This window comes from Sorangium sp. So ce1153 (genome assembly GCF_051521595.1).
In the GTDB taxonomy this organism is placed as follows: Bacteria; Myxococcota_A; Polyangia; order Polyangiales; family Polyangiaceae; genus Sorangium.
On record NZ_CP150361.1, the window covers coordinates 3,869,454 to 3,894,372 of the forward strand.

17 protein-coding genes are annotated in these 24,919 nt (G+C 71.4%); 12 read left to right on the forward strand and 5 right to left on the reverse strand.

Features of this window, described 5'->3' with window-relative positions:
- Positions 1-29: 29 nt before the first annotated feature.
- Both WME85_RS13645 and WME85_RS13650 read right to left on the reverse strand, forming a co-directional pair.
- Entirely contained in the window at positions 30-1,529 is a 1,500-nt protein-coding gene (locus WME85_RS13645; RefSeq protein ID WP_437838398.1) for a protein kinase domain-containing protein, read from the reverse strand.
- A gap of 434 nt (positions 1,530-1,963) precedes the next feature.
- On the reverse strand, positions 1,964-2,770 hold the full coding sequence (locus WME85_RS13650) for a metal-dependent hydrolase (RefSeq protein ID WP_437838400.1): 807 nt from the start codon (positions 2,768-2,770) through the stop codon (positions 1,964-1,966).
- 603 nt (positions 2,771-3,373) lie between these two features.
- On the opposite strand from WME85_RS13650, the gene WME85_RS13655 reads away from it, so the two are divergent.
- A complete protein-coding gene (locus WME85_RS13655) occupies positions 3,374-3,745 on the forward strand; it encodes a response regulator (protein WP_437838402.1) in 372 nt (123 codons plus the stop codon).
- Here the strand turns inward: WME85_RS13655 and WME85_RS13660 are convergent.
- The 3 genes from WME85_RS13660 to WME85_RS13670 all read right to left on the reverse strand — a co-directional run bounded on the left by WME85_RS13660 (position 3,714) and on the right by WME85_RS13670 (position 10,880).
- Positions 3,714-9,203: an AAA family ATPase gene (locus WME85_RS13660; RefSeq protein ID WP_437838404.1), complete on the reverse strand. Its 5,490-nt coding sequence runs from the start codon at positions 9,201-9,203 to the stop codon at positions 3,714-3,716. The two genes, WME85_RS13655 and WME85_RS13660, sit on opposite strands and share 32 nt — an antisense overlap.
- Positions 9,204-9,512: 309 nt before the next feature.
- Entirely contained in the window at positions 9,513-9,716 is a 204-nt protein-coding gene (locus WME85_RS13665) for a hypothetical protein (RefSeq protein WP_437838406.1), read from the reverse strand.
- A 213-nt stretch (positions 9,717-9,929) separates the two neighbouring features.
- A complete protein-coding gene (locus tag WME85_RS13670; protein WP_437838407.1) occupies positions 9,930-10,880 on the reverse strand; it encodes a hypothetical protein in 951 nt (316 codons plus the stop codon).
- Positions 10,881-11,676: 796 nt separating this feature from the next.
- Between WME85_RS13670 and WME85_RS13675 the strand changes: the two genes are divergently transcribed.
- The 11 genes from WME85_RS13675 (at position 11,677) to WME85_RS13725 (ending at position 24,917) form a co-directional block, all read left to right on the forward strand.
- On the forward strand, positions 11,677-13,608 hold the full coding sequence (locus WME85_RS13675) for a serine/threonine-protein kinase (RefSeq protein ID WP_437838409.1): 1,932 nt from the start codon (positions 11,677-11,679) through the stop codon (positions 13,606-13,608).
- Positions 13,609-13,769: 161 nt separating this feature from the next.
- The gene (locus tag WME85_RS13680) at positions 13,770-14,060 is read left to right on the forward strand and encodes a hypothetical protein (protein WP_437838412.1); all 291 of its coding nucleotides are present in this window, start codon (positions 13,770-13,772) and stop codon (positions 14,058-14,060) included.
- Positions 14,057-14,755 (forward strand): sigma-70 family RNA polymerase sigma factor, encoded by a 699-nt coding sequence (locus WME85_RS13685; protein WP_437838414.1) that lies wholly within the window; start codon positions 14,057-14,059, stop codon positions 14,753-14,755. Before WME85_RS13680 ends, WME85_RS13685 begins: the two co-directional genes overlap by 4 nt.
- Positions 14,752-15,519, forward strand: a complete 768-nt coding sequence (locus WME85_RS13690; protein WP_437838417.1) for a hypothetical protein — start codon at positions 14,752-14,754, stop codon at positions 15,517-15,519. The genes WME85_RS13685 and WME85_RS13690 overlap by 4 nt, the downstream gene beginning before the upstream one ends.
- 1 nt (position 15,520) lies before the next feature.
- Complete coding sequence (locus WME85_RS13695) at positions 15,521-16,603, forward strand: PEGA domain-containing protein (protein ID WP_437838419.1); 1,083 nt, start codon at positions 15,521-15,523, stop codon at positions 16,601-16,603.
- Positions 16,604-16,661: 58 nt separating this feature from the next.
- On the forward strand, positions 16,662-18,227 hold the full coding sequence (locus WME85_RS13700) for a hypothetical protein (RefSeq protein ID WP_437838422.1): 1,566 nt from the start codon (positions 16,662-16,664) through the stop codon (positions 18,225-18,227).
- Positions 18,228-18,231: 4 nt separating this feature from the next.
- The gene (locus WME85_RS13705) at positions 18,232-18,585 is read left to right on the forward strand and encodes a hypothetical protein (RefSeq protein ID WP_437838425.1); all 354 of its coding nucleotides are present in this window, start codon (positions 18,232-18,234) and stop codon (positions 18,583-18,585) included.
- 166 nt (positions 18,586-18,751) lie between these two features.
- Positions 18,752-19,528, forward strand: a complete 777-nt coding sequence (locus WME85_RS13710) for a PP2C family protein-serine/threonine phosphatase (RefSeq protein WP_437838427.1) — start codon at positions 18,752-18,754, stop codon at positions 19,526-19,528.
- Positions 19,529-19,544: 16 nt separating this feature from the next.
- Positions 19,545-22,220 carry a type VI secretion system tip protein TssI/VgrG gene (gene tssI / locus WME85_RS13715; protein WP_437838429.1) on the forward strand — a complete coding sequence of 892 codons (2,676 nt, stop codon included), beginning with the start codon at positions 19,545-19,547 and terminating at the stop codon, positions 22,218-22,220.
- A 14-nt stretch (positions 22,221-22,234) separates the two neighbouring features.
- Positions 22,235-23,215, forward strand: a complete 981-nt coding sequence (locus WME85_RS13720; protein WP_437838431.1) for a type VI immunity family protein — start codon at positions 22,235-22,237, stop codon at positions 23,213-23,215.
- A gap of 166 nt (positions 23,216-23,381) precedes the next feature.
- Positions 23,382-24,917: a hypothetical protein gene (locus tag WME85_RS13725; RefSeq protein ID WP_437838433.1), complete on the forward strand. Its 1,536-nt coding sequence runs from the start codon at positions 23,382-23,384 to the stop codon at positions 24,915-24,917.
- Positions 24,918-24,919: the final 2 nt, after the last annotated feature.

Genomic DNA, 24,919 nt, shown 5'->3' on the forward strand with positions numbered 1-24,919 from the left:
CGCCGTGGTCGTGGTCGTCGTTCTAGGTATCATTGCCGGCGCTTCTGCTCATCCGCGACGCCCACGAACGCGCGCGCCAGGGTGATGAGCTGCCCCGCGTCGAACGGCTTGACGAGGAACGCCGAGGCGCCGAGCCGCGACAGGCACTGCCAGTCGGCCGCGCCGCCCGTTCCGGTCGCCACGATGATCGGAAAGTCTCCTCCCTTGGGAAGCTTCCTCACCGCTGCCGTGAGCGCGATGCCGTCGAGGCCCGGCATGTCGAGGTCGAACACGCCGAGCGACGGGGGGTTCGCCTCGATCGCGGCGAGCGCCGCCGTGCCGTCGGGGGCTGTCTCGATGATCGCGCCCGGCAGGGCCTGCGCGAGGACGCTCACGAGGAAAGCGCGGAAATGGGGGCTGTCGTCGGCGACCATGACGCGCGTCGAGCTCGCGTACGCCGGCATGGCGCTGCGCGCGTCGAGGAGCGCCTCGCGCAGCGCCTCGGCGCTCGCCGTGCGCTGGTCGGGCTCCTTGGCCAGCGCCGCGAGCACCGGCGCGTCGAACGACGAAGGGAGGTCCACGCAGAGCTCGCTCGGCGGGATCGGCGGCTGATAGGCGTGCTGCATCACCAGATCGACGGTGCTCGTGCTCTGGAAAGGCAGCCGGCCGGCGAGAAGGTAGTAAGCCACCACCCCGAGCGCATAGACGTCGATCCGCGGCAGCAGCGCAGGGTCGAGCTGCCGGCCCAGCGCTACCTCCGGCGCCAGGTACGCCGGGGTGCCCGAGAAGGCGAGCTCGATCCGGTCGCCGCGTGGGATCCGCTTCGCGAGGCCGAGATCGGCCACCACCACGCGGAGGGCGTGGCCGACGAGGATGTTGCTCGGCTTGACATCGCGGTGGGCGATGCCCGAGGCGTGGATCGCCGACACGCCGAGGCAGGCCTGGTCGAGGATGCTCAGCGCCTCGTCGAGGCCGAGCCGACCGCCCTTGCTGTGGATGTAGCTGTCGAGCGTGACGCCGGGCACGTACTGCATGACGAAGTACGGCGCGTTCACGTACTCACCGAAGGCGTAGATCTCGACGACGTTCGGGTGGTGGACCCGCGCCATCGCCCGCGCCTCCGCGAGCAGCCGGGCCTGCATCTGCGCGTTGTCGAGCTGCTCCGGGCGCAGCAGCTTGATGGCGACGTCCCGCTGGAGCTGCTCGTCGCGGGCGAGCAGGATGACGCCCATCGCGCCTTCTCCAAGACGGCCGAGGATGCGATAGACGCCGCCCAGTAAAGTGCCGTCGGGTGGCACCTGAACATGGCCTCCGCCCTCGTGCATGCTCGAGCGCGTGGCGGCCAGCGCCAGGTCCTCGTCGCTGAGCGTGGAGCCGTCGGTGTGCTGTTCCACCGGCGGCTCGACCCGCACGGGGGACCGGTCGCGCACCACCGTGTCCACGCCTTGCAGCGTATCCGCGACGTCGGGCACGAGCGGCGCCTGGGGAGGATCGCCGCCGTTCTCGCTTCCGGAGCTGAAGCCAGGCGGGCCGCCCGCCGCGTCTGCCATGGAGCGCATGATACGTGCCCTGCTCATGTCTATCAATGAAGAGCGACACGTGTCGCAGCTGCGAAGCGCTGTGCACGCGACTGCCGGAGGACGTGTTGCGGGAGCGCCACGGTCTACGGGTTCTGCTGGGGGCGCGTCCGGGCGGCGTCAAGCACGATGTCGAGGTTGTGTCGAAATGCCACGCTGCTCAGCGCGCCTGGTCCAGCGGGCAGCGCTGCGCTCGCCGGCATGGCCAGGCGCCTCGAGTGAGGAGCGGCTCCAGCCGCGGCAGCGGCCGCTCGCAGACCCGAAGCGCGCGGAGCATCTGGAGCGCGCGCGGCGCGATGACAAGCCCGGCGCTCCTGCGGGACGCGTGCGGGAGTCGATGCCGGGCCCGTCGATCGCGCGCCTGTGCTCGTGGGCGCTCATCGCGTCGCTCCAGCGCGCTCCGACGCTCAGGTGACGCCGATCCCGGCGAGGTACGCCTTCGCGAGATGGGTGTTGTCGTTCTGGGAAGGGTGGAAGTCGCGGCGCACATACTCGAGGATCCCGCGGAGGAATACGTCTTTCAGGACCGAGCGGCGCCTGGGGAAGGGGAGGCGGTCTCCCCGCTCGGGGGGGCGGCGGCGCTCCTGGGCGAGCAGCACCAGCAGGGCGGCGAGCCAGAACATCGAGAGCGTGATCGTGGCGACCGCGAAGCCGAGGAGGCGGAGGGTGTAGCTCGGGTTGACCGCCTTCAGCACGTCGAAGGCCACGGTCTTGTGCTCGATCTCCTCGGCGGCGTGCCAGAGCAGGAGCGCCCGCGCCGTCGGGTGGGCCAGGTCGAGCGTCCCGGCCTGGAGGGCGTCCTCCGCCATGATCGCGGTGTAGTGCTCGAGCGCCGCGGTGACAGCGAGCCGCAGCTCGGGAGGGCAGAGCCGCTCGATCCCGTCGTAGGCGACCCGCTCGTACGCGCGGAGGAACCTGTCGATCTCGTAGCCCTGCCCGCGCAGCAGATCGAAGAACCGCTCGTGCGCCTTCGCGTGGTGGCCCTCCTGCCCGAAGAACGCCTTCATCTGGGCGCGCAGCGACGGGTCGTCGACCCGGTCGGCGTAGCGCGCGACGCTCCGGATGAAGAAGCGCTCGCCCGCGGGGAACAGCAGGTTGACGGCGTTGACGATGTGGGTCGGCACCGCCGCCCCGCCGAGCCAGTGGCGCGTGAGCCCCTGCTCGAACGGCACGGGCGGCTTGCGCGGTCTGATGGACGACTGCTCCGTGACCATCGTGCTCTCCTTCGTCCCGGCGTGTCCTCCGGTGTCGGCCGCGGCGCCGGAGGGGAGCCCACCCCCGCGCGCCACAGCGCCGCCCGGGGCACGGGTGCCGGGCCCATGCATACCATCTATTGAACCGAAGTCAATAGCGCCCCGGGGGAGCGGCGGGCCGACAGCGCGGGGAGCGCGGGGAGGGAGAAGCGGCGGGCCGACAGCGCGGGGTCAGGGGTTGTAGCGACGGGCGCGCCAGCACGGCGGCAGGGGTCGTCACGATCACCTAGGTCGTGGGCTTGCAGGCAAAGCCAGGCCGCATGCCTGCCTGTCGGACCTGCCTGTCGGCGGAAAGGCGGTCGCCGAGGGAGTAACCGTCCGGCGATGAGGGGCTTTTTGAAGGCCGACGTGAATCGGAATGGTTATACTCAAATAGCCATGCTCTCGGTTGAGTTCGTCTGTGCTGGCGCGCCAGGAGGGAGGAATGGCTGTACAGTATAGGAAATGAGTGTTGATGGCTGACGGCGAGAGGATCGATATTGAAGAGAGCTCGACGGAGTCTTCGGGCTCCCGCGCTGAGTGAACGGAGAGGTGGCCTGAGCCCTATCGGTCACTCTGGGGGCCATGGAGAACAAGGTGACGATGAATATTCTCGTTGCAGAAGATGACGACGACCTACGCGAGCTCGTGGCGATGATGCTCTCGGTGGAGGGATTCCACGTGCAGACAGCGCGGCACGGACAGGAGGCTCTGGAGAGGATAGATGAAAGCATGCCCGACCTCATCCTGCTCGACATGAAGATGCCGGTCATGGACGGCCGGACCTTCGCGCGGGAGTTTCAGATCCGATACGGCCGGTCGGTGCCCATCATGGTCCTGACCGCGGCCGAGCACGCCGCCCTTCGAGCCCAGGAGATCGGCGCCGCAGGGTGGATCGCGAAGCCCTTTCACTGCGACCAGCTGGTCAGGATGGTACGGTCGCACCTTGGCATGTAAGGGGCAGGCGGACGTGGAAAGTGCTGCCACGGCCTTCCTCACTTTCGAACCACATCTCGCCTCCGTGGCGCACCACGATCGCACGCGACAGGTAAAGCCCCGTCCCCATCCCTCCGTAATCGTGGGGCGTATCGGTGTGGGCGCGATGGAAGCGCTCGAATATCCTCGCCCGCTTCTCCACGGGGATCCCCACCCCCTGATCGCGCACAGACACGAGGGCGTCGAGCGCGTCCGCCATCCGCACGTCCAGCTCCACCTCGCCGCCATCCGGTGAGTACCGCAGGGCGTTGTCGAGCAGGTGCGCCACGACCCGCTCCAAGAGCTCGCGGTCCCCTTGGAGCACCACGGGCTCGGCGCACGTGACCCGGATGCGGCGCGACCGCGCCCCCTGCTCCAGGCGCGCCGCCATGCGGTTGACCAGCTCCCCGAGATCCACGCGCTCGAGCACCAGATCCAGCCGGCCGAGCTGGACTTGCGAAAGGAACAGCAGATCGGCCACGATCTGCTCGATCCGGTCGGCGCCCCGCAGCAGCCCGTCCAGGACCCGGCGCTGACTCGGCGGCAGCTCCGTCGCCGTGCGCAAGAGCATCTCGGCATAGCCCATGATCACCGTCACGGGCGTCTTGAGCTCGTGCGCGGCCACGCGGAGAAACTGGTCCTTGAGCCGGTCGAGCTCCACAAGCTCGGTGACGTCCCGCACGACCGCCACCGCGCCCACCACCTGCCCCCCCGCATCGCGCATGGGCGACGCGCTCGTGTGCACGTAGCGGGTCCGCTCCGCGCCGGGGAGCGAGATCGTCCCCTCATCCAGGGTCACCATCTCGCCGCCGAGCGCGCGCACGAGCGGCATTTGCGCTTCGTAAGGCGTCCCGTTCGGGCGGTCGAAGCCGAGCCGCCGCGCCAGATCCACGATGGGCCCGCGCGCCTCGTCCGGGCTCGCGACCCCTGCGAGGCGCGCCGCCGCATGGTTGGCCAGGGTGACGCGCCCGGTCCGGTCGACGACGAAGACGCTGTCGACCATGTTGTCGAGCACCGCTTTGATCTCCATCTGGCTCCGTTCGAGGTCGGCGTAGAGCATGGCGTTGTCGAGCGAGATGGCCGTCTGGGCGCCGAGCAGCTCGAGCACCCGGATCGTGCCAGCCGTGAACGCCCCCGTCGCGACGTTGTTTTCCAGGTATACAAGGCCGCTCAGGCGCGCCTGCCGTACGATGGGGAGGCACAGCAGCGAGTGTGGCCGTCTCCGGGTGAGGTGCTCGTCCGAAGCGAACCGCGTCGCCACGGCGGCCTCGTCCAGGATGACGGGCTCACGCGTCCGCGCGACGTAGTGGAGGATCGACATCGGGAACGCCGCCGCCGAGGCCGGGACGCCCTTGTGGCTCGCGACGCGGATCTCCGTCCCGTCGGTCGTGGCCTCGGCGTAGACGGCGAGCTCGCCGTCGCGGACCAGGATCAGCGCCCCTCTCTGCCCGCCCGCCTGCTGGAGCACGATCTGCAGCAGCGTCTCGCTGAGCTTCGGCAAGAGGATCTCGGACGAGATGCTCTGCAAGGCTTTGACCACCGAGAACAGGTCGAGCTGCTCGGGCGCGGCCACGAACGTGGCGGTGAGCGCGACCGATGGTCGCTCGACGAGCTCGGGGTAGCATCGGTCGAGGCTCTGGACCTTGCCGTCGGCGCCCCAGCGGACATAGCAGGAGCGGGCGTCGCGCAAGTAGGTATCGGCGAAGCGCACGAACCCTCGCGCCCGGTAAAACCGAGATGCGAGCTCGTAGGCAAGCGCTTCAACGTGGACCAAGCCGCCGTCGCGCGCCGAGCGGACGGCCTCTTCATAGAAGCGCATGGCGTCGAGGTCCCGGCCCTCAGTGCGGGCGACCTCGGCCGATACCAGGGCGTAGCGGGTCCGGAAGTTCTCGGGGCAGTTGTCGGCCCAGAGCTCCAGCTTCTGCAATTGCTTCTCGAGCGTCTGCGCGAACTGCCGCTGCTGCTCGACAGGGGCCTGCGCATAGAGCGCCGTCAGCGTGAGCGCGTGGTAGAAGTGATGCGTCGCCTCGATCGCCATGGACGCCACCTGGCGCAGCATCGGCGTGGCGCTGGTCGCGGACTCCAGCGCTTCGGCATATCGTTCATGGGTGAATGTCGCGATCTGCTTCATGACATGGTAGTATGTAATTCCAAGGCCGAAGCCCGCCTTTTTGAGGGCCGCGATACAGCTCTCCTCGTCGAAGGTGCAGTCGCTGAAGCTCGTGGGCGCCTGCGTCGCTCCCTTCAGGCTCGCTGCAAACTGCTCTTCGAGCCGGAGGATATGGTACACCACGTCATTGTGGGTCTGCCGGGCGAACGCGATGTGCTTCCGCGCGACATCGATGGCATGAGCGAGCGGCTCTCCGCTCTCCAAAACAAGCCATGTCATGTTGTAGGTCAAGTAGCCGGCAAAGACGAGATCTCCGATGTCGAGGCAAGCGAGAAAGGCCTGCTCCATGAGCGGGATGCTGGCTGCGAAGCGCCCGCACCAGACCTTGATGACGCTCGCATACTGGAAGAGCAGCTTCCCTTTCAGTGTTGCCGTGGCACTCTTGAATTTTTCATTCAACCTGAGCGCCATCTCGGAGAACTGAAGCGCGCGCGGGATGTCGCGGTAGATCGAGACCAGCACCATGCTGTAATTGCTGTAGATGAAAGAGGACTCTTCGGCGTGCCCGCGCTGCAGGGAAGCGTTCACCCCCTTGGCGGTGAGCAGGACCCAGAGCGCTGGTCGCGAGGTGTATACGATGGGGCAAGATTCGGCGATCAGGCCGATGAGCGCCCGCACGCTCTCGTCGGTGGCTACGGGCGCATCGACGAGGTCGGCGATGGGGCGCCCGCGCAGGTTGATCGAGACCTGCCGGATCTCGGCCTCCGCGGCCATCTCGATCTCCTCGTCGGACTCCGGGAGCATCACCCGGTAGAGCTGCAGGGCCTGGATCATGACCGCCGCGGCGTCGCGGTGCCGTCCCGCGATCTGGTAGAGCCGCAGGCGCAATCGGTACGCCCTGGATCGATCGGGCCTGGAGCGGGCGTTCTGGAGAATCAGGTCGAACAGCTCGTCGGCCCGCTGGAAGCGGCCGACGAGGTACTCGCATTCGGCGAGCTCCAGGTGGAGCGTGAATGCATCCTCGTACCGTGCGCTCCAGGCGTCCGGTGGCAGCAGGGATGTCGCCTGGGCCAGGTAGCTGCGAGCCGACGCGTAGGCCACCGAGGCCTTTGCCTTGGTCCCCGCCAGGAGGTTGAGCCGGCAGAGCGCCTCCTTCTCGCGCGGGTCGGTGAGGAGGTGGGCACCGTGATTGAGCTGGTTTGCGACATCGAAGACCCGCTCTGCGATCCCCTGCTCTGGCAACCGAGACAAAAGGAGCCGGCCGAGCTGAAGATGCATCTCGGCGCGCAGCTCCGCCGGGATGAGCGAATAGGCCGCTTCATGGATGCGGTCGTGGAGGAACTTGTATGTGCTGTCCACGCGGATGACGAGGCCCGCGCGGACGGCCTCCCGGAGGTCCGCGTGTACGTCGTGCTCCACACTGCCGCGAACCATCGCCAGGAGGGCGACCTCTGCGGTATTTCCCAGACAGGCGAGCTGCTTCAGCGCTTCCTGGGTCTTCGCGGGCAGCCGCCTGAGCTTGCCGACCATCAGGTCGACCACGTTGTCGGTGTAGCCCTTTTCGCGGATCTTCGCGACGTCGCACCGAAAGGCTTCCGTGCGCTCGTCGAACTCGATCAGGCGCTCTTCATGGAGCGAGAGGAGGAACTGAATGGCGAAGAAGGGGTTGCCGGCCGTCTTCTCGTAGGCGAGATCGGAGAGCGGTGCGGCGTCTTCGAGGCGGCAGCGAAGCGCCTCGCCGACGAATGCGGCGAGGTGCTCGTGCGGTATCGGGCCGAGCACGATGTTCGAGACTCGCGCGCCGTCTTTCCGCACCTCGTCCAACGTCAGCAGGAGCGGGTGGGTGGGGGACACCTCGTTGTCGCGGTAGGCGCCGATGATGAGGAGATAGCGCGTCTCAGGGTGGGCCAAGAGGTCCTTGAGCAGCCCGAGGCTGGCCGCGTCGACCCACTGGAGATCGTCGAGAAAGAGCGCGAGGGGGTGCTCCTTCCGGGCGAACACCCCGATGAAGCGCCGGAACACCATGCGGAAGCGGTTCTGCGCCTCGGTCGGCGGCAGCTCGGGGACCGGCGGTTGCCGTCCGATGACCAGCTCGACCTGCGGGATCACCTCCACGATGAGCTGGGCGTTGACCCCGAGGACGTCGAGCAGCTGCCGTCTCCAGGCCGCGATCCGCTCCTCGCTCTCGGCGAGGAGCTCGATCACGAGCTCCTGGAAGGCCTGGACGAGCGTGGCGTAGGGGATGTCGCGCTTGTATTGATCGAACTTGCCCGAAAGGAAGAAGGCCCGCTCCCGGATGATCGGCTTGTGCAGCTCATGGACGAGCGCGCTCTTGCCGATCCCGGAGTATCCGGAGATGAGCAGGAGCTCCGGCGTCCCCGTGGCGACCACGCGGCCGAAGGCCTGCAGCAAGGTGGCGACCTCCGCCTCTCTGCCATAGAGCTTCTGCGGGATCTGGAGCCGGCCTGTCGTGTCTCGCTCGCCCAGCGCAAACGGCTCCACCCGCCCGCTCGCGCTCCACTCTGCGAGGCACCTCTCCAGGTCGCGCTGGAGGCCGCGAGCGCTCTGGTAGCGATCCTCGGGCATCTTGGAGAGGAGCTTCAGGATGATGCGCGAGATCGTCTCGGGCACCTCGGGGACGAGCTCCGACGGCGACGTGGGAACGCGGGCCACGTGGCAATGGACCCATTCGACCGGGTCGCGCGCCTCGAAGGGGAGCCTGCCGGTGAGCATTTGATAGAACGTCACGCCGAGCGAGTAGAGATCGGTGCGGTTGTCGATGGCCCGGCTCGTCCGACCTGTCTGCTCCGGCGATAGATAGGGCAAGGAGCCCTCGATGAGCCGGGGGGGCTGCGCGCGCTGCTCGCGGGGGAGGCGGGACGCGACCCCGAAGTCGGCGATCCTGACCTCGCCGGAGGCGGGGTTGACGAGGAGGTTGTCGGGTTTCAGGTCCCTGTGGATGATGTCCTGCTGGTGAACGTCCGCGACCGCCGCCGCGATGCGGATCGCGAGGGGGAGGAAGCGCTCGATCCCCAGGGGCGTCCCGAGCAGGCGATCGAGGGACTGGCCGCCGAAGTCCTCCAGGACGAGGGCCGGCATGCCGTGGTAGGTCTGGAGGGCGAGCGGCTTGATGACGGCCCGGGAGTCGAGCAGCTGTCCGAGCTCATACTCGCGCTTCAGCCGCTCGCGGTCCCTCGGGCGGCTGCGCTGCGGATCGAGCACCTTGAGGATTACCGGGCAGCGATCGGCGCTCCTGACCGCACGATAGACGGCGGCTCTGCCATCGAGGGAGAGGGGCATGGTGATCGTGTACAGGGAGGCGAGGGGCATGGAGACGGTTCCTGATGCGCGACACGCTCGGCGAGGACGATGAGGCCGCGTGCGCGGTGCTCCACAGGGCTCGGGCATCGTCGGCCGGGCCGCCGAGCCGGAGCGAGAACGTGATGGAGCGCATCCCGCGGGCTCGAATCCATACCAGCCGGGCTCGGCGCCCCGTGCCGGCAGGAGCCTGTGAAGACCTGACGGACCGTGATGCCATGCGCTGTCGACATGGGTGTGGATCTTGTGCCTCAGGTCGCAGGCGTCATGAGTCTGCGTTCCATAAAAGGAAAAGCAGCCAACCAGGCAAGGCGGGTCCGGCTACGCTTGCCCGGACGGCGAGCCCACACCCCGCGGGGGCGCGGATCGCTGCTCCGGATCCCTGTTCGGATCCGGCGCGCTCTTGCCCCCGCCGCCCGCGCTGCTGCCGCCGCTGCCCCCGCCGGCTCCATGGTCAGCGGCGCCCCCACCGCCGCCGGGGCCGCTGCTGCCGCCGCCCCCGCCGCCTCCTCCCAGGATGAACACGCCGGGGTTCATCCCGGGGATTGCGGGGATGCTCGGCACGGGCGCAGTGCGGGCCCTGGAGGCAGCAGTATCTGCGCCTCCAGGGCGCTTCAATCGCCGGTCGCATCCGAGCACCGGCCAAGGCTGGAGGGATAGTCCGCGCCGTTGAGCGCCGGATGAGGGTCACCTGCCGGCGGCGCGGGGGTGATGGGGGCGCGGAGCTGCGGTCTCGGTTCAGCCGGGCGGTGCGGGCGCTGCCGTGTCGGGCGGTGCGGTCGCCGCCGCGCCGGGCGGTGCGGTCGCCGCCGCGCCGGGCGGTGCGGGCGCCGCCGTGTCGGGCGGTGCGGGCGCCGCCGTGTCGGGCTGCGCCGGCGGAGCGACTTGCGGCGCGGCGTCCGTGTCGCTCGACGACGCCCCGCGACCGCCGCGGCCCTTGTAGAGGGACGGCGCGATCGTCTCGAGGTCGTCTTCGTTCCAGCGGAGGTAGGCGACGGCGCGGCGGGTCTGGTCGTACGCGTTCACGAACAGGGTGAACGCGCGCGCCCTCTTGTCCGCGGCGTCGGTCGGGCCGGGGGCCGCGCCGTGCTCCCTCACGCCGAGGGCGGCGAGGAGCTGCGGCCCGAGCTCGCCGGCGCGCCTCACCTCTTCCTCGGTCGCGGCGGTCTTTCCCGCGATCTCGGACCAGCTGCCGCTGAACAGCGCCGAGAGCGCGACGAGGTCATTGGCCGTGTCCATGTGACCGTTTCCCGCCCGGATGTCCGCGACCGTCTCTGCGTCTACCAGGCCGCGGCGGGCCAGGGCCTCTGCGTCGCCGAGCAGATTCGCGCGCAGCGGCACCGCCTCCTCGAGGAGCGGCTTCAGACCGTTCTGCGCGCCGCCGCTGGACAGCCACGCGAGGTGCGCATACCAGGCGGCGAGCGCATAGGTCTCGAGTCGGTCGACCAGCCCGACATCGTGCGTCGGCAGCCGCTCGGCGATGAGGGGGCGCAGCGCGAGCAGGCCAGGGAGCACCCCGAGCACCTGCGAGACCGCGCGCGGGATATCGATGTTGATGGGGAGGAGCGCGTGTCCCTCCAGCGCGTCCATTTCGGGCGCGGCCTTGTCGAACGCCGCCGCCGCCTGGGGCGGCGCTGCGGGCTTCCTGGGAGCTGGCTTGTTCTTGAGCGGAGCAACAGGCTTGGCCATGAGGGGATCACCTCTCGTTGATGTTCGACGCGGAGAGGCGAAGAGCGCTCTGTCGTGCTCTGTGCCCCCCGCGCTGGATTCGATACGGCCGTCCGACGCGCGCCGGACGGTCAGCCTGGGGTAATCACCCCGGTCAGGCGGTCAACGTCGCTGATTTGCTCTTCTGGATCGCTCCTCCGCGCTCGCCGCCCATTCGGCGCGCCATCGTCGGGCGCATTGCGCGCGCGGAGGGCGCATCCTGCGTCAGCGCGTGACCACCCGGCCAGCAGCGAGCGCCCAAACGGGCGCTCCGCCCGGAGGCGCGAAGGCAGCTGGGATCGGGAACGATGTCCCGGAGGCGGCGAGCTGCCTGCCCGCGCTCGGGATCGATGCGCCGGGGGCAGCCAGCTGCCTCCCTGGGCTCGGGATCGGTGAGCCGGGGGCAGCCAGCTGCCTCCCTGGGCTCGGGATCGGTGAGCCGGGGGCAGCCAGCTGCCTCCCTGGGCTCGGGATCGATGCGCCGGGGGCAGCCAGCTGCCTCCCCGGGGTCGGGATCGATGCTCCGGGGGCAGCCAGCTGCCTCCCGAGGACCGATAGCGGTGCGTCGCGCCGGGGGCACGACGCCGGGGTACGCCAGCGGGCTGACCGGAGCGTCGCGCGCGCTCTGCGTGGCGCCGCGCGCCGGTGCGCGGCGTGAGCACCTCGTGAACCGTTCGCGGATAACCAGCACGGAAGCGACGCGCCGCCGCGGGAGGGCAGGTCTCGCAGCGCGGGGCAGTCGTCTCAGGGCGTCCGACCCGGGACGCGGAGGTCTACGGTGAAGCGGAGGTCACGAGACGAGGGCGAGGTGGTCGTCGCCGAGGGGTGCCGCGGCGAGGCGCTGCCAGCGGCGGCCGGCCGGACCGGTCCTCCGCTCCTCAAGCCGGGCACCTGGTTCATGCGCCGGTTCCGCGTCGATCGGCTCCTCGGCCAGGGCGGTATGGGGGCGGTGTACGCCGTCACGGAGAAGGGCCAGAGCTGGGCGCTCAAGCTGGTGCGGTCCGAGTTCCTCGACGACCCGGACCAGCGCCGCCGGCTGCTGCGGGAGGGAGAGGTGCTCGCGCGGATGCGGCACCCGAACGTGGTCCAGGTCCACGAGGTAGGCCTCACCGACAACCTCACCGCCTGGTACCGGATGGAGCTGCTCGACGGCGTGACGTTCCGCGAGGAGCTCGGCCGCCGCAGGGCGCTCTCGCTCCCGCTCGCGTGCGCCACCGTGCGCGCCGCCGCGCTCGGCGCCGGCCACCTGCACCTGTTCGGCGGCATCCACCGCGACATCAAGCCGGAGAACCTCTTCATCGTGCGCGGGCCGCGCGACGTGAAGCTCCTCGATTTCGGGCTCGCGCGGCTGAGCGGCGCCCCGGATACGCTGGACGCGCAGACCCACGGCTCGCCGCTCTACATGGCGCCCGAGCAGATCCGCGACGAGGTGCCGACGCCGGCGACCGACGTGTACGCGCTGGGGCTCATCGCCTACGAGGCCATCGCCGGGTTCCACCCGTTCGGCGATGCCCGCGCCGCGGGTCGGGTGGACGCGCTGTTCGCCAGGCACCTCAACGAGGTGCCGCCGCCGCTGTCGCGGATCGGCGTGCCGGAGGCGCTCTCGGACGTGATCGCGCGGGCCATCACCAAGGTCCCGCGCGAGCGGCACCGGGACGGGCTGGCGCTCGCCGACGCGCTGTGGGACGCGTTCCTCGTCACGCGCGATGCGCCGAGCGCGCGCGACACGAACCCGGGCGAGCCGGAGATCTCGGAGGTCCTGCGGTGGGGCAACGAGCAGGCCATCGCGACCACGGGGCCAGCGGCGCCGGACCGACCCCGAGCGAGCGCCGGGCGCGCCCGGGTCCCGGAGGTCGCCGTGGCGGGACTGCCGCAAGGAGCCGCGACGCGCCCGCTGCCGCGCGACCCGCGGGCCGGCCGCCTGCAGGCCGGCGGCGAGGCCGAGTCCGGGCAGCCCGGCGCCGGCTGGGGCATGACCGAGCGCCTGCCGGAGCGCCTGCGGGACCCGAGCTGCGTCGCCGCGCTCGCGCAGCGGGCGCCGGACCCGCCCCCGGAGCAGGCCGGGACGGCGTGGGTGCCCGTGGAGCACACCGTGCCGCTGCCGCGCAGCGCGCCGGTCGCCGGGGACGCCCGCGCGCTCGCGCGGTCGCCTGCCGGCGGCGGCGCCGCCGGCGCGGCGGCGGGGCGGGCCGCCGCGCCGGCGGGGCCGGTCGCGGCGCGCCCGGAGGCGGCGAGCGCGCGCGGCGCGACCGGAGCGAGGCCGCGGGCGCGGATCACGCCGCGCACGGTGGCGATAGGGCTCTCGCTGGGGGTCGTGGTGAGCCTGCTCCTCCTCGACGTGATCCTCCGGCTCCAGAGCGCGCCGGCGGCGCCCTCGCCGGCGCGGGCGATCGACGCGCCGCCGCCGGCGCTGGCGCCAGGAGCGGCGCTCGCGAGCGCCGCTGGGCCCGTGGCGCTCGAGCCGCCCGCCGCGACGGGAACCGTGGAAGGCGCGGGCGCCGAGGCGCCACGCGAGGCGCCCCCCGCCGGCGGCAACGCCGGCGCGCGGCAGAGCGAAGGAAGCACCGTCGTGCCGGCTGCCGTACCGCCGGCCGCGCCGGCTGCCGTACCGCCGGCCGCGCCGGTCGCCGCGCCGCCGGCCACCAAGGCGAAGCCGAGGCGGCGGCCGGTCATCCGAGACCCGAAGTTCTATGACGAGTTCCTGGAGTAGCGACCTGGCCGGGAGCGGCGCCCGACCGGGTGCGCCGCGAGACCGGCGGCCCGGCCCGAGGTTCATGAGCAATCCCCGGACGATCGCTGGACAACTCGTAGGTGAGGGCTCGGGGCGGCGCGTCCCGGCGCCACCCCGGATGGTCCCGAGAGAGGTTTACGATGGCCACGAAATTGCGCGAGTTCGATCCCGTGCTGGTGGAGGTGGTGGAGCGCGCGCTGGCGCCGTACCGCGGGAAGCTGTCGCCGGAGCTCATCGCGCACACGCGCGAGGAGGCGCTGGTGCAGATGTCGACGCACCCGTATCCGGCCGCGCTGCTCGGGTCGATCCAGCAGCGGCCGCCGCCCGACGAGAGCCACGAGATCGCGCGGGGCGGCGCGCCCGGCAGCCGGGAGGAAGCCGAGCGCGGCGAGCGCCGGGACACGGGGCGACGCCGCGGGAGGAAGGGATGAGCGGGAAGGACAAGCCGCCCCGCCGGCCGCTGACGCCCGAGCAGCAGGAGCTCGTCGAGGGCGCGATCGACCTCGTCCGGGCGCGGGTGGCGGACCTCGTGCCGCACGCGCGGCCCGAGGAGCGGGAGGAGCTCATCGCCTGGGGGTACTACGGGGCGGTCGACGCGGCGTCGCGCTTCTCCCCGGCGAAGGGGACGCGCTTCACGACCTACGCGTATGCGTTCATCGGCGGTGAGATCCTCGACTGCTTGAAGCGGGAGCGGAAGGTCGGCCGGCTGATGCGCGCGGCGAGCTTGGCGGCGCGCACGTTCGTCGCGGAGACGTCCGATCGGTTCGACGTGATCTGGGACGACGAGGCGACGAACACCGGCAAGCTCGCGGACTATGCGACGAAGCTCGTGGCGACCATGGTCCTCGGGGTCGTCGAGGCCGGGGACACGCTCGACGACACGGCGATGGACATGGAGGACCGGCGCTGGGCGATCGGCCTCGTGCGCGAGGTGTACGCCGGGCTGGGCGAGGCCGATCGCCGGCTGTATGCCCTGTACTACGTGGACCGGCGGCCCATGCACGAGGTGGCGGCGGAGCTCGGCGTCTCCGTGTCGACGGCGCGGCGCCGCCACGACGCGCTGCTCGACCGCGTGACGGCGGCGCTCGCCGAGCGCGGGGTGACGGATCTGGGGCCGCGCGAATGAGCGACGAACGAGGGGAAGTGATGCGCATGGACGACCCGAAGCAGCCGGTGGTGAAGCCCGGCGACGATCCCAGGCTCGACTCGCTGATCGAGAAGCTCCGGCACGACGGGCAGGGCGGCGACCCGTTCTATCCCGTCGAGCAGCGCGCGGGTCTCCTGGCGGCGCGCAAGGCGGGCCGGCACGCGGCGAAGCCGGGGGAGCGCGGCGCGGACGGCGCGGAGGGGCAGGGCGGAGCGGCGCTGCCGGCGCGCGCGGCCGCGGGCGCGCCGCGCGCCCGGCTTCGCCTGGCGGCGGTCGTGCTCGCGGCGGTCGCGGCGGTCGCCGGCGCGATCGCGCTGTGGCCGGCGTCGCGCGCGGTGCGTGGCGATGCCCCGGCGCCGGCGCGCGCCCCGTCGGCGGATGCGGGGATGGCGCCCGCGCCGCCTGCGTCGGCGGGTCCTGCGCCCGCGCCGCCTGCGTCGGCGGGTCCTGCGCCCGCGCCGCCTGCGTCGGCGGGTCCTGCGCCCGCGCCGCCTGCGTCGGCGGGGCCGGCGCCTGAGCCGCCTGCGTCGGCGGGGCCGGCGCCTGAGCCGCCTGCGTCGGCGGGGCCGGCGCCTGAGCCGCCGGTATCGCCCAGGCGGACGGCGACCCCCGCGGCGCCTCGCGCTCAGGGCCGCGTGTCGGCGCCCCGTCCTGCGCCGAGCGGAGTAAGCTCCGGCGCCGCAGGGGCGCCCGCGCCGGAGAGCAGCGCGATCTCGGGATCCCTGCCGCCGGAGGTGTTCTGAGATGAAGACGAGAGCGATGAGGGCGCGCGCGATGGGCTGCGCGGTGCTGGTGCTGGGGTGGGCCGCGGCGCCCGCCGCGGCGCAGGCGCAGGACGGGCCGGCGAGCGCGCAGGGGGTGCCCGCGAGCGCAGAGGCGGCGCAGGCCTCCCGCGAGGCGGACGCGGCGTTCGCGCGGGGCAAGGAGCTGTACCGGCTCGGGAAGCTCGACGCGGCGTACGAGGCGTACCGGACGGCGTGGTCGCTGAAGCAGAGCTACGACATCGCGGCGAACCTCGCGAACACGGAGGTCCAGCGCGGGATGAAGGTCGAGGCGGCGGAGCACCTCGCGTTCTGCCTGCGGAGCTTCCCGGCGACGGGCAACGCGGCGCAGCACGAGCAGATCCGGGCGCAGTTCCGCGCGGTGCGCAAGGAGGTGGGGTCGATCGTCGTCAAGGCGAACGTGGACGGGGCCGAGGTCTCCTTCGACGGGACGGCGATGGGGAGGACGCCGTTCCGGCACGAGGTGTTCGTGAAGCCGGGGACGATCGCGGTGGAGGCGCGGCTCGCGGGACACGAGCTGGCGCGGGTGACGCTGGAGGTCCCCGCCGGCGAGACGAACACCGCGGATCTCACGCTGCTGCCGCTGGAGCGGCCCGCGCCGCCGGCGCCGCCGCCGCGCGCCGAGGCCCCGGCGCCGGTAGCGCCCGAGGGGGCGGACACGGGCGGGCCGCGGCCGGAAGTGCTGATCGCGGGCGGGGCGGTCGCCGGTGCGGGCGTGATCGCGGGGGTGGTGTTCACCGTACTGGCGAACGCGAACGCCAGCGACGCGGAAGAGCGGCGGGATGCACTGGCTCGCGCGAACGCCGATTCATGTCCTCGCACCGGCGGAGCGCCTGAGTGCGTCGAGCTCCGAAGTGCGTACGACGCTCGCGTCAACTTCACCAACGCCGCGTTCTTCAGCTTCGTCGGCGCTGGAGCCGTCGGCGTGGGAACCCTGCTGTACGGGCTGATGACGCAGCCCTCCTCGACGCAGCAGGCGCGCGTGCGGCTGACGCCGCTGGTTGGACCGAGCGATGTGGGCCTCACCGTGAGCGGCACGCTCTGAATCAGGCGCGATGGTGCGAGGAGAGAAGAACATGCGTCGTGCTTCGTGGTGTGCATGGATGCTGGTCGCAGCAGCGATGGGCTCGGGGATCTACCTGGCCGGGTGCTTCCCGTTCCCTTCGAACTACAACTGCGAGAACACCTACACGGACTGCAGTTCCGGTGCCGGAGGCGGCGGTGGCGACGTGAGCCCCGCGTGCGAGGCGGATCCGACGGAGAATGCGAGCACGGTGACGGACGAGTGCGCGGTGTTCGCGAGCGCGAGCGCAGCGCCGGGCGGAGATGGCACGAAGGCGAAGCCTTACGGGTCGCTCGCAGAGGCGATCGCGAACGCGGATGGCAAGCGGGTGCTGGCGTGCGCGGGCGGTGCGTTCGCGGAGAGCGTGACGATCGAGGCCGGGGTCGAGGTGATCGGCGGCTTCGACTGCGGCGCGGGGTGGAGGTGGAGCGAAGGGGCGCGGAGCGCGATCGAGGGGCCCGCGGACGAGATCGCGCTCACGCTGTCGGAGGGCGCGAGCGGGGCCAAGGTGCGGAGCTTCGCGGTGAGTGCGGCAAGCGCGACGGTGGCGGGGGGCTCGTCGATCGGGGTGGTGGTGGCGGCGGTGGAGGCAGAGCTCGCGGAGGTGGAGGTGACCGCGGGCAACGGGCAGGACGGGGTGCGAGGGACGACGCCGGAGGAGGCGCCGCTTGCGGGAGCGAGCGCGGAGGCGGGGAGCGCGTCGAACGCGTGCGTGGCGGACAACGCGGTGCTGGGCGGTGCCGGAGGGGTGACGAGCTGCGAGGACGGCGAGACGGCCGGCGGGCGCGGGGGGCGGGGCGGGGTCGCGGCGACGGACGCGGGCAACGGGCAGGTGGGGGAGGATGGCGGGCCGGTGCCGGAGGAGAATCCGACAGGGCGAGGTCTTGGCGGGACCGGCGAGACGGCAGAGCAGGAGTGTGAGCAAGGAGCGAACGGCAAGAGCGGCACCGCTGGCCCCCCCGGCGCCGGTGGGACGGGCGCGACGCTGGCGCTCACCGGGTTGAGCGGCGGCGACGGCGCCCCCGGCACGACGGGCGGCCGGGGTCAAGGCGGGGGCGGAGGCGGCGGTGCGAAGGCGGGGCTGTTCTGCCCGGTCGGACCGGACATCGTCGATGGCGTGGGGGCCAGCGGCGGAGGCGGCGGAGCCGGGGGCTGCGGCGGGAAGGGAGGTGGCGGCGGGCAGGCGGGCGGCTCGAGCGTGGGGATCGTGAGCCTGGGCGACCGGCTGAAGCTGACCGGGGTGACGGTCACGGTCGGTAAGGCCGGCAACGGTGGTGCCGGGGTGGCGGGGCAAAGCGGCGCTGCCGGCGGCAATGGGGCCGCCGGTGGGACGGCTTCGGGGACGGCGCCTTCCAGACCTGGGTGCCAGGGAGGAAACGGCGGTCTTGGTGGCCCAGGCGGTGCCGGTGGTGGCGGGCGGGGCGGCTATGCCGTAGGCGTTGCGTATGCGGTGACGCCCAGCGAAGCGTCGGCGGTGCAATTCGCGGCCGGTACACCCGGCATCGGCGGCGACGCCGGCCCTGGAGGAGCTCCGGAGAGCGCCGGGGCGCCGGGGAGCGAAGGGAGCTGCTGGGACTTCGCGACGCAGTCGCCGTGTGGAGGCTGAAGCGATGAAGTCCCCGAAAAAGACGCCAGCAGGTCTGCACCCATGGGTCGATCCGGTGTGGAGCTCGACGACGCCGGAAGCACGGAAGGAGCAGCTTGCGCGGCTCGCCCGGCCGCAGGCGCGCGGGTCGCTGCTGCTCCGGATAGCGCGAGGCGAGGACGTGCGGGGGGAGCTCGCGAAGATGGCAGCCCGAACGAAGGGGCTGAAGGCCGTGGAGCGAGAGGTCACCGAGGCGTGGGTGAGCGTGGTGCTGGTGGAGGGCGCAGGCGAAAGGCGCAGCTCGCGGCTCGGCACGGTGGTCTTCGTGCTGGCGATCCTGTGCGGCGCGGCGCTCGCGATCCTGCGGCTGCACGGGTGAAGCGACGTGACGACGTGACGATGTAGCGAAGCTGCGACGTAGCGAAGCTGCGATGTAGCGAAGGCCGCGCGCGGCGCGGCCTCAGCAACCAGGGAAACGCGCGCCACGCAGCGCGGCGCGCCTTTGGCTCGGCTCGTCTTTCGACGAGCGCGCGAGGAGGACGAACGTGTATCCACAGCTCGCCATCGAGGCGGCGGCACAGTCGGACGTGGGGCGGCGGCGGAGCCGGAACGAGGACAGCTTCGCGGCGCTGCCGTGCCTGGGGCTGTTCATGGTGGCCGACGGCCTGGGAGGCAACGCGGCCGGCGAGGTGGCGTCGCGGATGGCGATCGAGGTGGTCAAGAGCTGCTTCGAGGAAGAGGGCGACCTGGAGGACACGTGGCCTTACGGCACGGCAAAGCCGCACGACTACGACGAGGTGCGGCTGCTCCTCAGCGTCCGTCGCGCGAACCGGGCGATCTACGAGGCGAGCCAGCAGAAGGCCGAGATGCGCGGGATGGCGACGACCTTCGCGGGCGTGCTGCTGGGGCCCGGGATGGCGTACATCGCGCACGTGGGCGACTCGCGCGTGTACCGGATGCGCGGCGGCCAGCTGGAGCGGCTCACGCAGGACCACACACTGCTGGAAGAGCTACTCCGGGAGGGCCATGCCTCCCTCGAGACGCTCGAGGCGCTGAGCGACCGGGCAAACGCGGTGACGCGGGCGCTGGGGTGCGACGAGAGCGTGGCGATCGAGTCGCGGGTGGAGGCGACGGCGCCGGGCGATGTCTTCCTCGTGTGCTCGGATGGGCTGTGGGGCCCGGTGCCCGAGGAACGGATCGCTGCGGTCCTGCAGGTGCACCAGGAGCTGAGCCTCGCGGCGAGCCTGCTGGTCGACCTCGCGAACGAGCACGGCGGCCCGGACAACGTGACGTGCGTGCTGGCGCGGCTGGGAGGCGGGTGACGTGCGTGGCGGTGATGTGCGCGGCGGTGAGGTGCTGCAGCTTTCGCTGTCGCTCGCGTGCGGCGAGGCGCTGCGCGTCCAGCGGGTGGCGATCCGCGAGGCGGTGTCGTCGCTCTTCGCGGTGGAGGTGGAGGCGTCATCGCCGGAGCCGTGCGTAGACTTCGGCGCGATCGTCGGCCAGCCTGCGACGCTGCGCCTTGAGGCCAGCGAGCGGAGCGAGCTCTTCGGTGAACGGATTTGGTCGGGTGTCTGCAGCCAGGTGCGGCAGGTGCACGCACTCGATATGCGCGAAGGCGAGCTCGGCGTCTCGACGTACGCGCTGACGATCGTGCCGGCGCTGTGGCGGATGGCGCTGCGCACCGACCACCGGATCTACCAGCACCAGTCGGTGCCCGAGATCGGGCGGGCGATGCTCGACGCTTGGGGGCTCGATGCGACGTGGCGCGTCGACGAGAAGGAGCACCCGCGGCTTCCGTACAAGGTGCAGTACGGGGAGACGGACCTCGACTTCTTCCAGCGCCTGATGGACGAGGCGGGGATCGCGTACGCGCTGCTCGACGATGGAGAGCGCTCGCGGCTGGTGCTGGCCGACGCGCTGCGCCAGAGCGCGTCGCGCCGGGAGGCGCCGCTGGCGTACGTCGACCAGCCGCTGGATGTGCGCGCGCACGCCTGGGTAACGCGTGTGGCGGTGGAGCGGCACGCGCGGGCCGGAGAGATCGCGCTGGGCGACCATGACTTTGTGCGCCCAGCGTGGAGGCTGGTCGGTCAGGCGCGAAGCGCTGCCTGCGCCGACGCGCGTACGGAGCGGTACCGCTACCGGCCGGGAGCGTGCGTCGTCGAGCGTGACGGAACCGCCTCGCAGGACGATCGCTACGCGGCGAGGCTCGCGGCGCAGGCACTGGAGGCGGAGCAGACGGGGGCGTGCGTGATCGCGTTCCAGACCAATGCGCTCGACCTGCGGCCCGGCACGGTCGTTGCTGCCGAGGGCCACCCGCGGCCGGAGCTCGACCCTCGGGTGGGGCTGCTGGTGACGTCGCTGTCGATCGAGGGCAGCCTGCGCGGCGGTTGGTCGGTGCATGGCACGGCGGTGCCGGCGTCGGAGCCGTACCGGCCAGCGCAGCGCACGCCGAAGCCGATCGTCCACGGGATGCAAAGCGGCGTGGTCGTCGGCCCGCCCGGTGAGGAGATCCACACCGATGCTCATGGCCGGGTGCGGGTGCAGTTCCCGTGGGATCGGCTCGGCGCGCACGACGAGCACAGCTCGTGCTGGCTGCGCGTGTGCCAGGGCTGGGCGGGTGCAGGGTACGGGCTCTTCGCGCTGCCGCGCGTGGGGCAGGAGGTGCTGGTCGCCTTTCTGGAAGGCGACCCCGACCAGCCAGTGGTCGTGGGGCGGCTTTCCAACCCGCTCAATCCGGTGCCGCTGAAGCTGCCCGAGGAGCGGACGCAAAGCCTGTGGCGCAGCGCGTCGTCGCCGGGCGGTGAGGGCTTCAACGAGCTGCGCTTCGAGGACCGAAAGGGAGCGGAGGTGGTGTCGCTGCGCGCTGAGCGGCAGCTTCGCACGGAGGTGGGGCGCGACGAGGCGCTGGTGGTGCGGGGGAGCCGCGCGAAGAACGTCGGCGGCGACGAGAGCGCGCGGACTGAAGGACGGGCGGTGGCGTATGTGGGCAAAGACGCACACGTCACGGTCGACGGGGAACTCCGCGAACGGGTGGGTGGCACGCGGTCGCTGACGGCGAATGGTGACCGGCACGAGCGGGTCGGCGGGGTGGCGGCGCTGGAGGCGGGCGGGACGATCCACCTGAAGGCCGGCGGGGCGATCGTGATCGAGGCGGGCGACGTGACGCTCCGGGGGCCCGGGGGCTTCGTCCGGATCGACGCGAGCGGGGTGTCGATCGACGGCGGCGCTGTGAAGATCCAGCAGGGCGGCGTGCCCGGCGGGGCGCCGGCGGCGCGGCCGGCGCTGCCGCTCTTGCCGGCCGGCGCTCCGGTGCGGGCGGAACCTGCGCGGCTGCCGCTGTTCGGCTTCGCGGGCGGGTTGCCACCTGTGCAAGCTGGAGGTCTCGGCGGTAACGGCGGGCCGCTCACGCCCGAGGAAGGGGCCGTGTGCGGCTTCATCTGCCGGTGTAAGGACGAGCAGTATCGGCAGCAGTGCGTGACCAGGCACATCCGGATGCTGGAGGACGCGTCGGCGCAGACGAGCTCGCTCAAGGCCGAGGTCCCCTACGACATGACCAAGCGACCGCCAGAGCCCATCATGAGCAAGAATGACCCGCGGCGAGCGACGCGGAGCAGCCCGAAGGGGAGCAGGATACCGGACGTGGTGGTGGTGAAGGACGGTACGAAGCCGCCGACCCAGGACAACATCAAGGAGGTGATCGAGATCAAGTTCCCTCCGGATGAGCTCAAACGGGAGCAGGAAGTGGCATATGAGACGATAGCCGGTAAAGCCCCGTTTGAAGTGCTCGGACCCGATCGGTGTGGCTGTCCGCGCCAGAAGCCGCAGCCTCAGCCGCAGGAGATCACCGCAGGGGACGTGGCGGAAGTGGCGGCGCTGACGTTACTCGTGGTGGCACTGGTGCTGGATGACGTGGTGCCGGGCGGACAGGCCGATGATGTGGCCATCCCGCCTGCGGTCGCGCGGATCCTCGGCAAGCTCGCACCGCTTCTCCGCGGTCCGGTGGTCGTTCCGTGATGGATGAGGAGAACATGTCCGACGAAACAAACGAGATGATGGAGGTGCTGGATGAGCACCTGGCGGTCAAGGACGACGACGGACGTCCGGTTCTGCAAGTCGCGCTCCTGGCGACGCTGTACTTCGAACATGCGTACAAGACGGAGGTGCGCGAGGCGGTTGTCTCGTGCTGCGAAGACTACTTCAGGCGCTGTGGTCATCGTCTCCGCTGGGCGCTGCACCCGGAGACGCGGCTGATGGAGCCGTACGGCAAAGGAAAGGGGACGAACCCTCGCGCGTGGCTCTTGGGGTTCGGAGAGGACGAGAGTTTTTCGCTCATCTATCATGGATCGGAGTATGATCGAGGCGCGAGCGCCTTCTACGCGGAAGCGCTGGGCATTGAGAAGCGGCCATTTGTCGAGCTCGGGTTCTTCCGTGTGGCGTTCCCCTTGCTTTGGCCTGTGGATTCGTCGGGAGCGTTCCCGGAGGTGGTGCTTGAGGTGTGTCGTAAGCTGAAGCCGGTGAGCGGTTATGGAGGCATCGGCGTGGTCGAGTCTGCAGATAGTACCATCAGGAGTCGGTATGCGCCTGTTGTCTATGACTGGGCCCAGCGATTTCCTGGTCTTGAGGCAGACTACCCTACGAGTCATTCCATCTGGCTTCTCAAGGGTAGAGGCGGTGAGGCGGGGATCAAGGGTGTCAACTGGCTTACGGTCCTGGGGGATCGGTGGGTTGTGGAGATGGGGGGGGTGGACAAGATCGAGTCAGCTTTGCGCGAGTTGGATCGTAGGTTCACCATTCATCGATTTCAGGGAGGCCTCGTGATCCAAGCAGGTCCACGTCCACAGCTCGGTAACGCGGAGCGCAATGTCTGGCCGGAGCTGTACGTCAAGCTGTCCAAATACCTCAAGCCGATTCGGATCACGGAGCACCGGCCCTTCCAGTATGGAGGCCCGGGGCTTCGCTTCGACCTGGAGCGGAGCGAAGCATGGCTTCGGCGCTTCGACGACCGCTGAGCACGACGGAGAGTTGGAGATGAGGATCACGGCCAGGAAGTCGACGAAGCTCACCATGACGACGCGAGACACCACCGGAGGGCGCACCCCTCCCAGCCCGCGCGGAGCGCGGGCTATGGGAGGGGCCGGCGGCGCGCAGGCGCGAAGCGCCGAGCACCGACGGGGGGTGGGCATCGTCCTTTTCTGCTGCCTTCTCTCCGTGTGGTCCTGCGGCGGCGATGAAGCACGCCCGCGCATCCCCGGTGGCGAGGAGCCGCCGGATCCTTGCGAGGCGGACCCGCGGGAGGATCCGGGCGCGGTGAGCGAGGCGTGCGGCGTGTTCGCGCAGGCGGGGGCGGAGGAAGGCGGAGAGGGGACGCGGCAGAGGCCGTACGGGTCTCTGCAGGAGGCGATCGAGAAGGCGGCGGCGGCGGGGAAGCGGGTGTACGCGTGCGCGGAGGGGGAGGCGGCGTTCGAGGAGAGCGTGAAGGTCGAGGCGGGGCTGGAGGTGATCGGGAGCTTCGCGTGCGCGGGGTGGACGCTGGAGGAGGGGAGGAAGAGCGCGATCGTCGGGCCGGCGGACAAGGTGGCGCTGACGCTCGGGGAAGGGGCGGAAGGGGCGCTGGTGGAGGGGTTCGCGATCCGGGCGGCGGACGCGAAGCAGGCGGGCGGGTCGTCGATCGGGGTGGTGGTGGCGGACGTGGAGGCAGAGCTGGCGCTGGTGGAGGTGACCGCGGGCAACGGGATGGACGGGGCGCGAGGGACGACGCCGGAGGAGGCGCCGCTTGCGGGAGCGAGCGCGGAGGCGGGGAGCGCGTCGAACGCGTGCGTGGCGGACAACGCGGTGCTGGGCGGTGCCGGAGGGGTGACGAGCTGCGAGGACGGCGAGACGGCCGGCGGGCGCGGGGGGCGGGGCGGGGTCGCGGCGACGGACGCGGGCAACGGGCAGGTGGGGGAGGATGGCGGGCCGGTGCCGGAGGAGAATCCGACAGGGCGAGGTCTTGGCGGGACCGGCGAGACGGCAGAGCAGGAGTGTGAGCAAGGAGCGAACGGCAAGAGCGGCACCGCTGGCCCCCCCGGCGCTGGTGGGACGGGCGCGACGCTGGCGCTGACGGGCCTGACCGGCGGCGACGGCGCCCCCGGCACGACGGGCGGCCGGGGTCAAGGCGGGGGCGGAGGCGGCGGTGCGAAGGCGGGGCTGTTCTGCCCGGTCGGACCGGACATCGTCGATGGCGTGGGGGCCAGCGGCGGAGGCGGCGGAGCCGGGGGCTGCGGCGGGAAGGGAGGTGGCGGCGGGCAGGCGGGCGGCTCGAGCGTGGGGATCGTGAGCCTGGGCGACCGGCTGAAGCTGACCGGGGTGACGGTCACGGTCGGTAAGGCCGGCAACGGAGGCGCCGGGGTGGCGGGGCAAAGCGGGGCTGCTGGCGGCAACGGGGCCGCGGGTGGGACGGCTTCGGGCACGGCACCCAGCAAATCTGGCTGCGACGGCGGAAAGGGTGGCGCAGGGGGCCCAGGTGGCGCGGGCGGTGGCGGGCGGGGCGGCTATGCCGTAGGCGTTGCGTATGCGGTGACGCCCAGCGAAGCGCCGGCGGTGCAATTCAGCGCCGGTACCCTCGGCACCGGCGGCGAGGCCGGCCCTGGCGGAGCCCCGGAAAACGCCGGAGTGCCCGGGAGCGAAGGGAGCTGCTGGGACTTCGCAACGCAGTCGCCGTGTGGAGGTTGAAC

Excerpts from the sequence above, each read along its gene's own strand:
- WME85_RS13645 (WP_437838398.1), bottom strand. The coding sequence starts at position 1,529 with ATGGCAGACGCGGCGGGCGGCCCGCCTGGCTTCAGCTCCGGAAGCGAG.
- WME85_RS13650 (WP_437838400.1), bottom strand. The coding sequence starts at position 2,770 with ATGGTCACGGAGCAGTCGTCCATCAGACCGCGCAAGCCGCCCGTGCCG.
- WME85_RS13655 (WP_437838402.1), top strand. The coding sequence starts at position 3,374 with ATGGAGAACAAGGTGACGATGAATATTCTCGTTGCAGAAGATGACGAC.
- WME85_RS13660 (WP_437838404.1), bottom strand. The coding sequence starts at position 9,203 with ATGCCCCTCGCCTCCCTGTACACGATCACCATGCCCCTCTCCCTCGAT.
- WME85_RS13670 (WP_437838407.1), bottom strand. The coding sequence starts at position 10,880 with ATGGCCAAGCCTGTTGCTCCGCTCAAGAACAAGCCAGCTCCCAGGAAG.
- WME85_RS13680 (WP_437838412.1), top strand. The coding sequence starts at position 13,770 with ATGGCCACGAAATTGCGCGAGTTCGATCCCGTGCTGGTGGAGGTGGTG.
- WME85_RS13685 (WP_437838414.1), top strand. The coding sequence starts at position 14,057 with ATGAGCGGGAAGGACAAGCCGCCCCGCCGGCCGCTGACGCCCGAGCAG.
- WME85_RS13690 (WP_437838417.1), top strand. The coding sequence starts at position 14,752 with ATGAGCGACGAACGAGGGGAAGTGATGCGCATGGACGACCCGAAGCAG.
- WME85_RS13695 (WP_437838419.1), top strand. The coding sequence starts at position 15,521 with ATGAAGACGAGAGCGATGAGGGCGCGCGCGATGGGCTGCGCGGTGCTG.
- WME85_RS13700 (WP_437838422.1), top strand. The coding sequence starts at position 16,662 with ATGCTGGTCGCAGCAGCGATGGGCTCGGGGATCTACCTGGCCGGGTGC.
- WME85_RS13705 (WP_437838425.1), top strand. The coding sequence starts at position 18,232 with ATGAAGTCCCCGAAAAAGACGCCAGCAGGTCTGCACCCATGGGTCGAT.
- WME85_RS13720 (WP_437838431.1), top strand. The coding sequence starts at position 22,235 with ATGTCCGACGAAACAAACGAGATGATGGAGGTGCTGGATGAGCACCTG.